Origin of the sequence: Ligilactobacillus salitolerans, from assembly GCF_003864415.1 — a bacterium.
Lineage (GTDB): Bacteria > Bacillota > Bacilli > Lactobacillales > Lactobacillaceae > Ligilactobacillus > Ligilactobacillus salitolerans.
On the sequence record NZ_BFFP01000034.1, the window covers coordinates 20773 to 30912 of the forward strand.

The window sequence follows — 10140 nt, forward strand, 5'->3', positions numbered from 1 at the left end:
GCTATTCAGTTATGACTGGTGATCATTTGCCGGTTTGTTTTATGCATTATTTACTGTATAATTATTACTGGTAAAAAAGTGGTTCTGCTGATTTCACAAAGTTTTTATAGCTCTCTCGTGACGTATCCGTGACTCACTTTTTTAAAAAGTAGTGCTAATCAGTGAAAAGTGCAAAAGAAAAAAGCCTTTGAAATCAAGGCTTTTGATACTCAACGTTATATCGTATATAGTATTTATGCGCCAGCAGGGAGTCGAACCCTGATTACAAGAACCGGAATCTTGTGTGCGATCCATTACACTACCGGCGCGTACTAGATTATAATAACTTAAATGTTACTAAATTACAAGGTAAATTTGTGATTAAATTAATTCAACTGATAAAGGAGAAATCGTTATGTCCTTGCGTCAAGATTTGGGACAGCAGCAAAATCAAATTCAAAAGTTAGCGATGACGCAAAAAATGCAGCAGTCGATCAGAATGCTGAGATTTAATGTCGAAGAATTGCAGAACTTTTTGAAGGAGCAGGAACTTGAGAATCCTTTCATGCTGGTGAATCCAAATAAAAATTCGAAAGGATCATCGGTGGTCAGTGCCAGCCAAGGTCTCAGCGGCAGTCAAGACTGGACCGAGTACACCGCCTCCTCTCAAAATCGTTCCTTGTTTGAGTACTTGCTAGACCAAGTCCATCTTACGATGCGCAAGACTCCATTGCGCGGGTGGGTGATCTTTTTATTGGAGCACCTTGATACAAATGGTTATTTGGACCTAGACCTCGAGCAGCTGGTCAAGGATGGAGCAGTTGAGCAGACAACGATCATTGATGCATTGACCTTGCTGCAAAAATTGGATCCGCCGGGGATCGGGGCGCGAAATTTGCAAGAGGCGCTTCTCTTACAAGTCCGAAATGACAGCATGGCTCCACAATATACTGAAGAGATTTTACAAACTAACTTTCAGGACTTCGTTGAGCACAAGTGGCAACGGCTGGTGAGCATCTATCAAATCAGTTTGCCTGAAATTCAGGAGATCTTGGATTATGTTCAGACGCTTTCCCCAGCACCTGGAGCCGAGTATAACCAAGAACAGATCGGGTATATTCAGCCAGACTTGATTTTAAAGAAAAATTCAGATGGCAAATTAGAAGTCAAGACAACCAAGCAGACTAAGCCGCAAGTCGTCTTTCAAGAAAAATATTTTCGTGAGATGCTCGAAAGTGATGATCCGCAAGTTAAAAAATATGCCGCAGAAAAAAAGAAAGAGTTTGCTGCGATCGCGCACGATATCGAACAGCGGGGGACGACCTTGCAGCGTGTGGGGCAGGAAATTGTGAATCGGCAGAAAAATTTTCTGTTGGATCCAAAACAACCATTGGTCCCGCTTCTTTTACGTGATGTTGCTAATGTCTTGCAACTGCATGAATCGACGATCAGCAGGACGGTCAACGGCAAGTACTTGCAAACCGACCTTGGTGTTTATGAGCTGAAGTCGTTTTTCTCACAGGCGGTCAATTACAGTGAGGATGGTGAGAGCCTGACGGCAGGAGACGTGAAGGCGCGAATTAGGGCGGAGATCATGGCGGAGGATAAGCAAAAGCCGCTTTCTGACCAGAAATTGAGTTCCATGCTTGCTAAGGAGGGACTTAAATTGTCCCGCAGAACGGTTGCCAAGTACCGCGAACAACTCAAAATTCCTAGTTCAACGCAACGTAAAAGATACAACTGAACATTCTTTTTTCAAATCTTTCACAAAAGCTCTTTTTTTCAGAGCCGTTCATTTTTGAAATCAAGCCATGATGCAAAAGTTGGGCTGGGACTAATGGTCGCAAATGTAAAGAGTATGAAAATATCTCTGGATAATTTCAAAAAAAACGGTTGCTTAACTTGCAATGGGTTGTTAATGTTGTTATAATTCACTTGTGAATAAGGATTCTGAGCAAACATTTTTCAGAATTTTTATCTGCTTTGTTTAAATCGATTGTTGGACATTATCAGTCCCAAGGGAGAGACGACAAATGCACCGTGAGTTTGAGTGGATTGAAAGTGTCGTTCCCGACATGGTCAATGTCTTGAACCGGCGCATTTCAATTTTGCAGGGGATCCTGCAAGATCAGCCAGTTGGTCGTCGCAGCTTAGCCAGCCGTTTAGATCTTAGTGAACGGGTTTTGCGAACTGAGACGGATTTTATGAAAGAACAAGGCTTAGTTGCTGCAACTAAGTCGGGGATGCAACTGACAGAAAATGGCCGGATCACTGTTGTCAGTTTAACTGATTTCTTGCAGCAAGAACTTGGTTTGCGGACTAAAGAGCGGCAATTAAACTCAATTTTTCAGGTCGAGCGTTGCTTGGTTGTTCCTGGCGACAGCGACTTGGATCAGGCGGTGAGCCGTTCGATGGGAGCAAGTGTCAATCAGCTCCTGCAAGCATTATTGCCTCCTGGCAAAAATGTTCTCGCCGTGATGGGCGGAACAACAATGGCAACAGTAGCTCGCTCCTTAAGTTCCGAACTTGCGCACGAACGCGACCTAATGTTTGTTCCTGCGCGTGGGGGGATCGGTGAGCGGGTCGATGTTCAGGCTAATAATATTTGTGCTCAAATGGCCCAGCAGACTAATGGGCAGCACCGGGCATTATATGTTCCTGAACACGTTAGCGAGAAAACTTATCAACCGTTATTACGTGAACCTGCTGTTCAAGAGGTCGTCTCTTTGATCAAGCAGAGTAATGCGGTGATCCACAGCATTGGTGAGGCAATTCCGATGGCCCAAAGGCGTTCGATGCCACAGGTTACGATCGATGAATTGCTCAAAGATGATGCTGTCGGGGAAGCTTTTGGATACTTCTTTAATGCAGAAGGACAAATTGTCAGAAAGCTTTCTCGGATCGGATTGCAATTAGAGGATCTCGCTTCAATGAAATGTGTAGTCGCGGTAGCTGGCGGTGCTTCTAAAGGCCAAGCAATTGCCGCCTACATGAAAATTGCTCCTCGTCAGACATATTTGGTTACTGATGAGGGTGCAGCTAATGTGATTTTAAAGGGTAGTGTTTAGCCGCATTACTTTATTAAAATAAATTTTTTATTTCCTAAAGGAGGAAAATTTTAGTATGACTACTAAAGTAGGTATTAATGGCTTTGGCCGTATCGGCCGTTTGGCATTCCGTCGTATTGCAGAAACATCAAAGGACTTGGAAGTTGTTGCAATCAATGATTTGACTTCACCAGCAATGCTCGCTCATCTGTTGAAGTACGATACAGCTCATGGTCAATTTGCTGGCGAAGTTTCAGCAACAGACAATGCGCTTGTCGTTGATGGCAAGACAATTCCTGTTTATGCAGAAGCTGACGCACACAATATTCCTTGGGTTAAGAATGACGGCGTAGAATTAGTACTTGAATCAACAGGTTTCTATACTTCTACAGAAAAAGCAACTGCTCATTTGGATGCAGGCGCAAAACGTGTTCTTGTTTCAGCACCAGCCGGCGACATGAAGACAATCGTTTTCGGTGTTAACGACGACACAATGTCAGCTGATGACAAGATCGTTTCAGCTGCTTCATGTACAACAAACTGCTTGGCACCTCTTGCAAAGGCTGTTAACGATGCATTTGGTATCAAAGCAGGTACAATGACAACAGTTCATGCTTACACAGCTACACAGTTGCTGCAAGATGGTCCTGACAAGAAGGGTAACGTTCGTAACGCTCGTGCCGCTGCTCAAAATACTATTCCTCATTCAACTGGTGCTGCTAAAGCTCTTGGCTTGGTTGTTCCTGAATTGAACGGTAAATTGGATGGCCATGCACAACGTGTTCCAGTTATCACAGGTTCATTGACAGAATTGGTTACAACTTTAGACAAAGTTGTTACAGCTGACGAAGTTAACGAAGCTGTTAAGAAAGTTACAGACGGCAACGAATCATTCGGTTACAATGCTGACGGCATCGTATCTTCTGATATCATCGGCACAACATTTGGTTCTGTCTTTGACCCAACACAAACACAGGTTGTTGGCGACGGCGAAGGCCAAGTTGTTAAGACTGTTGCTTGGTACGACAACGAATCAGGCTTTACAGCTCAAATGATCCGTACACTTGAAAAATTTGCTAGCATGCTTTAATATTCGTTTTTAAAACGAATATGACGCCTGCATGGCGCTAATTTTTGGCGGGGGGAGGCAACTTCCTCCGCTTTTTCTTTGAAATTGGATCCACACAGGTTATCCTAGTGAAGCGAGTTTAAACTGGCTGACCAGACTTAAATCAATGGAGGGTTTTCAATGGCTAAATTAACTGTTTCAGATTTGAAAGATCTCAAAGGTAAAAAAGTCTTGATCCGTGTTGACTTCAACGTTCCGATCAAAGACGGCAAAATTGGTGATGACAACCGGATGGTTGCTGCATTGCCAACGATCAAGTATGTGACAGAAAACGGCGGCAAAGCTATTTTGTTCTCACATCTTGGCCGGATCAAAAAAGAAGAAGATAAGAAAGCTCTGACTTTGCGTCCAGTTGCTCAGCATTTGGCTGAATTGCTCGACAAGCCGGTAACATTTGTACCTGTTACTCGCGGTCCACAATTGGAAGAAGCAATTGACAAATTATCCGACGGGGATGTTTTGTTAGTTGAAAATACTCGTTTTGAAGACCTTGACGGTAAGAAAGAATCAGGCAATGATCCTGAATTAGGCAAGTACTGGGCATCATTAGGCGACGTTTATGTCAACGATGCATTCGGTACAGCTCACCGTTCACATGCTTCTAACGTTGGAATTGCCAGCAACATGGACCAAGCCGCTGCCGGCTACCTGCTTGAAAAAGAAATTAAATTCTTGGGTAATGCAGTTGATGATCCTAAGCACCCATTTGTTGCCATCCTTGGCGGGGCTAAAGTTTCTGACAAGATCGGCGTGATCGATCATTTACTTGCTAAAGCTGATAAGATCATCATTGGCGGTGGAATGACTTATACATTCTATGCTGCTAAAGGCATCAAGATCGGTAATTCTTTGGTTGAAGAAGATAAAATTGACTTGGCTAAGCAGATCATCGAAAAGGCCGGCGACAAGTTAGTGCTCCCAATTGATAACGTGGTAGCACCAGAATTCAAGAATGACGCTCCAAGTGAAGTTGTTGAAGGCGACATTCCTGATGGAGAAATGGCTTTAGATGTTGGTCCTAAGTCCGTTGAATTGTTCAAGGATACTTTGAAAGATGCTAAGACCGTTGTTTGGAACGGCCCAATGGGTGTCTTCGAAATGAGCAACTTTGCCAAGGGTACTCTTGAAGTTGGTGAATTCTTAGGTACATTAGAAGATGCTACTACGATCGTTGGCGGTGGTGATTCAACTGCTGCTGTTAAGGAACTTGGCGTTAGCGATAAGTTAACTCATATTTCAACTGGCGGCGGTGCATCGCTTGAATACCTTGAAGGTAAGGAATTACCAGGTATTGCTGCTGTTTCAGAAAAGTAGTCGCTTAAAAACAGATTTATTGATAATTGCGAGTAGTTGAATGACCCGCAATTATTTTTTTGAAAGAGAGGAATATTTAATGCGTACACCAATTATTGCAGGTAACTGGAAGATGAACATGAATCCAGCACAAACTGCTGAATTTGTTAAAGCTGTTAAAGATGAATTGCCTACTGACGGCAGTGTTGAAGCTGTCATCGGTGCTCCAGCCGTGGACTTACCGGCTTTGCTGGAAAACGCCCAGGGTTCAAGCTTGAAAGTTGCTGCTGAAAACAGCTACTTTGAAGATGAAGGTGCCTTCACAGGTGAAACTTCACCTAAGGTATTAGCTGAAATGGGCGTTGATTATGTGATCATCGGTCATTCAGAGCGTCGTGAATATTTCCACGAAACTGACGAAGACATCAATAAAAAAGCTCACGCAATCTTTAAAAATGGTTTGACACCAATTGTTTGCTGTGGCGAGACTTTGGAAACTCGTGAAGCTGGCAAAGCTGAAGAATGGGTTGAAGGTCAAGTAACAGCAGCTTTGAAGGATCTTTCCGCAGACCAAGTTTCATCATTGGTTATCGCCTATGAACCAATCTGGGCTATTGGTACTGGCAAGACCGCTACTTCAGATCAAGCTGAAGAAATCTGTGCGGTAGTTCGCCAGACAGTTGCTAAGTTGTATGATCAAACAGTTGCTGATAAAGTTCGTATCCAATACGGCGGCTCAGTAAAACCAGCTAACGTTAAGGAATTAATGGGTAAAGAAAACATTGACGGCGGCTTAGTTGGTGGTGCTTCATTAGTACCAGAATCATATTTGCAATTAGTTAACTTCAACAAATAATTTGCGAAACGCTGCAAAATAAAACAGCGGCTGCATGACTGCAAGGATCAAGATTGTTCCTCGCGGTCGATGCGGCTGCTGTTTTTTTGCATTCTTCTGGGAAAATCCTTGCGTTCGAGCAAAGACGCTGGTTGTGTTATTGCCTATTTTGTGCTAAATTAGAAGAGATGTAGGTTACCGAAATGGGTAAGGAGGAAAATTGCTTGTACAATACATTATTGACTCTGCTGTTGATCGATTCAGTTCTGATCATCGTCGCTGTGTTAATGCAACCGGCTAAAAATGATAACGCCGCGTCAGCATTGTCAGGTGGGGCAGCAGACCTCTTTAGTAAACAAAAGCCGCGTGGGTTTGAAGCTTTTATGCAGAAAGTTACCACCGTTTTAGGTGTGTTATTTTTCCTGTTAGCGTTGGCTTTGGTATATATTTCTTCACATTAGTTTATGAAGTAAACCTCCTGCACAGTGAAAAACAGGAGGGTTTTTTGTTTATAAATAATAAAACTAAGACAATACGAGGATTCGAATGAATAAAGAAAAGATTATTGAAAAACTAACAAGCTATTTTGAAGCTGAACCTGAGCGTAAGTTCGCGGTGGCAGAGTTAGTTGAAAAACTGGAAATGACCGGCGCAGGACAGTTTAAGTTTGTAGTCCAGGCGTTGACCCAAATGGAACATGACAAGAAAATCGCCTTGGACGCAGAGGGCAATTTTTCATATCTTGCACCTGCGCAAACCTCCGATATGAGCGGTATTTTTCACGCCAATGATCGGGGGTACGGCTTTGTCACGGTTGACCCTGAACAACCGGATTACTTTATTAACCCGACGGCGACTCTTTCAGCCTTGAATGGTGATGAAGTTAAGGTTGAAGAGATCGCACCGGGCGATCCAGCGATTAATAAGCGTCCTGAAGGCAAAATTGTCGAGATTTTGAGTCATTCACTGACGCAAGTTGTCGGCGAATTTCAAACAGATGAAGATGAAAACTTGCCAAACGGGATCTTGGGTACAGTAAGGCTGAAAGACAAAAAACTGTCGAATTTCAGATTTTTACTGGAAGACAAAGGTTTGCATCCTGTGGCAGGAGAAGTTGTTTTAGCTGAGATCTCAGCTTATCCAAGTGCGGCTTTGCCGGGCTTGCTCAAGGGTGTAGCTACTAAGATCATTGGTAACATTAATGATCCTGGGATGGATATTCTAGAAATCGTTTATGAGCATGAGATCCCTCATGAATTTCCAGAAGATGTGATGGAACAGGCAGAAGCTATTCCTGACCACGTAACAGATCAAGATAAGGAAGGTCGGATCGATTTGACCGACCAGCCTTTAGTGACAATCGATAGTATCGAGTCTAAGGATTTGGATGATGCTGTTAATGTCTGGAAGCTGCCAAATGGCAACTATCATTTAGGGGTGCATATCGCAGACGTTTCGCACTATGTCGTACCTGGGACACCGTTGGATCGCGAAGCATTTGAACGGGGGACCTCTGTTTATCTGACGGACCGTGTAATTCCGATGCTGCCGCCGAAACTGTCTAACGGCATCTGCTCTTTGAATCCACACGTCGAGCGTTGTGCGATGACCTGTGAGATGGAGATCGACCAAGAAGGTCATGTGGTCAACCACAAAATTTTCCCAAGTCTGATCAAATCCACGGAACGCATGACATACATTGCGATCAATAAAATCGTGGAATCTCAGGATGAAAAAACGATGGAACGGTACCGCGAGCTCGTGCCGATGTTCCAAGATATGGCCGATTTGCATAAAATTTTGCTGAAGATGCGCAAGCGTCGTGGGGCCATTGAATTTGAAGATACCGAAGCTAAGATCATTGTTGATGAAAAAGGACATCCGATCGATATTGAGTTGCGCCAACGCGGGACCAGTGAACGGATGGTTGAATCATTTATGTTGGCAGCCAACGAAACCGTAGCTGCTCATTACCACAAGCTCAATGTGCCCTTTGTTTATCGGATCCACGAAACTCCTAAACCGGAAAAGATTGACACTTTCTTTGAGATGTTAGGCGGATTGGGTGTTGAAGTGACTGGTAAGAAAACAGAGATCAAGCCTAAGATGCTGCAAGGCATCTTGAAAAAGGTCGCTGGCAAACCAGAAGAAGCGATGGTTTCAACGATGCTTTTGCGTTCTATGCAACAAGCCAAATATTCTCCGCAGCCGCTGGGACATTTTGGGATCGCAGCCGATGACTATACGCATTTTACTTCACCGATCCGGCGCTATCCTGATCTGATGGTACATCGCTTGATCCGTTACTACCTGGAAAATGGTATTGGGGAAGATGCGCAAGCTAAGTATGTTGATCAATTGGATGAGATCACCACGCACAGCTCTGAAGCAGAGCGTCGGGGGATCGATGCTGAACGGGATACGGACGCAATGAAGAAGGCCGAATTCATGGCAGAACATGTCGGCGAAGAATTCGATGCTGTAGTTAGTTCTGTGACTAAGTTCGGCATGTTTATTGCTTTACCGAATACCGTTGAAGGTTTGATCCATATCAGTGAGATCAAAGATGATTATTATGAATATCTTGAAAAACAATTGGCTTTAGTCGGACGAAGGACTAAGCAGACTTATCGGATCGGCCAGCCACTTAGAGTTAAATTGATCAATGTGAATGCCGAACAAAAACAGATTGATTTTACTTTAGCTGAACCGGGCAAAGCTCCAAAAAGCGATTTGTTGGATGGCGTTGAATTGCCTGATCGTCGGCCTAACCGCCGAAATGATCACCAGCAGCATGGACGCGGCAACTTCCAACATGGTCGCAAACGACCAGCCGGTAAGAAAAATTTTAAGGGTAATAACCATTCGAACCGTACACATAGTCGGGGCGGTTCACAGCGCAACTTTAAATCTAATCAACAGCACCACTAAGAATGGCAGCTGTCTGCTAGTCGAAAAACTTACTGTTTAAAAATATGGGGGTTGATGTGGATGGTAAAGCAAAAGCAGCAAACAAGGCCGCTGGCGCAAAACCGCAAGGCTAGTCATGATTACTATATTTTGGAAACTATCGAAGCAGGTCTTTCTTTGACAGGAACTGAGATCAAATCAGTCCGTGCCAGCCGCTTAAATTTAAAAGATGGTTTTGCACAGATCCGCAATGGAGAAGCATGGTTGATGAATGTCCATATTTCACCTTATGACCAGGGAAATCAGTTTAACCATGATCCTTTGCGTAATCGGAAGCTCCTGTTGCATAAAAAAGAAATTGCACGTTTAGCGCAGGAAAGTTCCAAGAAAGGCGTGACTTTAGTTCCCTTAAAAGTTTATCTCAAGCATGGTTTTGCAAAAGTTTTGCTTGGGGTTGCCCAAGGAAAACATGATTACGACAAACGTGAGTCGATCAAGAAGCGTGATCAGGAACGCGAAATTAGACGTACCCTGAAAAATTATTAAGCTTGTGTAAATGTCTAGCTGAAATTGATGAAAAAAGCATCATTCACCTCGAACCTGTACTAAACAGGACAAAGGTGAGTGATGTTTTTTGGCTCTTCGTCAAGTGGTACTGATGGGTAATGATATTTAAAATTTCAAAAAATTGGTATAGCTTGATCAAGCTGCCTGTTCCTGAATGGGATGGGTGGCTTTTTTATTTCTCTGCGCATATTCATGCTTAAAAAACTGGTCTTTAATGCTAGGAGAATACGCAGGCGGAAGTTGGCAAAGTTTCTAAAGCCATAAGCAGTCTTCTTGATAACCTTGATTTTGTTGTTGGTACCTTCCACAGGACCGTTTGAATATGAGGTTTTGAAGCTGTTGACGATTTCGTCAAAGTGTTTGAGCAGGGTTTTATTGAC

At 43.4% G+C, this 10140-nt stretch carries 8 protein-coding genes, 1 tRNA gene and 1 pseudogene; 8 read left to right on the forward strand and 2 right to left on the reverse strand.

The features are described from left to right. Positions 1-236 precede the first annotated feature (236 nt). Positions 237-308: transfer RNA gene (locus LFYK43_RS09415), tRNA-Arg, on the reverse strand. An 86-nt stretch (positions 309-394) separates the two neighbouring features. On the opposite strand from LFYK43_RS09415, the gene rpoN reads away from it, so the two are divergent. The 8 genes from rpoN to smpB all read left to right on the forward strand — a co-directional run bounded on the left by rpoN (position 395) and on the right by smpB (position 9739). Then, positions 395-1723, forward strand: coding sequence for an RNA polymerase factor sigma-54 (gene rpoN, locus LFYK43_RS09420; RefSeq protein ID WP_124977689.1), 1329 nt, complete (start codon positions 395-397; stop codon positions 1721-1723). A 289-nt stretch (positions 1724-2012) separates the two neighbouring features. Continuing rightward, positions 2013-3047, forward strand: a complete 1035-nt coding sequence (locus LFYK43_RS09425; protein ID WP_124977690.1) for a sugar-binding transcriptional regulator — start codon at positions 2013-2015, stop codon at positions 3045-3047. A gap of 55 nt (positions 3048-3102) precedes the next feature. Beyond that, complete coding sequence (gene gap / locus LFYK43_RS09430; RefSeq protein ID WP_124977691.1) at positions 3103-4116, forward strand: type I glyceraldehyde-3-phosphate dehydrogenase; 1014 nt, start codon at positions 3103-3105, stop codon at positions 4114-4116. 159 nt (positions 4117-4275) lie between these two features. Continuing rightward, entirely contained in the window at positions 4276-5469 is a 1194-nt protein-coding gene (locus LFYK43_RS09435) for a phosphoglycerate kinase (RefSeq protein ID WP_124977692.1), read from the forward strand. A gap of 79 nt (positions 5470-5548) precedes the next feature. After that, positions 5549-6304 (forward strand): triose-phosphate isomerase, encoded by a 756-nt coding sequence (gene tpiA / locus LFYK43_RS09440; protein ID WP_124977693.1) that lies wholly within the window; start codon positions 5549-5551, stop codon positions 6302-6304. Between the two features lie 203 nt (positions 6305-6507). Beyond that, a complete protein-coding gene (gene secG / locus LFYK43_RS09445) occupies positions 6508-6744 on the forward strand; it encodes a preprotein translocase subunit SecG (protein WP_124977694.1) in 237 nt (78 codons plus the stop codon). A gap of 85 nt (positions 6745-6829) precedes the next feature. Further along, a complete protein-coding gene (gene rnr / locus LFYK43_RS09450; RefSeq protein ID WP_124977696.1) occupies positions 6830-9214 on the forward strand; it encodes a ribonuclease R in 2385 nt (794 codons plus the stop codon). A gap of 60 nt (positions 9215-9274) precedes the next feature. Further along, positions 9275-9739, forward strand: coding sequence for an SsrA-binding protein SmpB (smpB, locus tag LFYK43_RS09455; RefSeq protein WP_124977698.1), 465 nt, complete (start codon positions 9275-9277; stop codon positions 9737-9739). A 156-nt stretch (positions 9740-9895) separates the two neighbouring features. On the opposite strand, the pseudogene LFYK43_RS09460 reads toward smpB, so the two are convergent. Next, positions 9896-10140: pseudogene (locus LFYK43_RS09460) on the reverse strand (ISL3 family transposase); the annotation flags it as partial.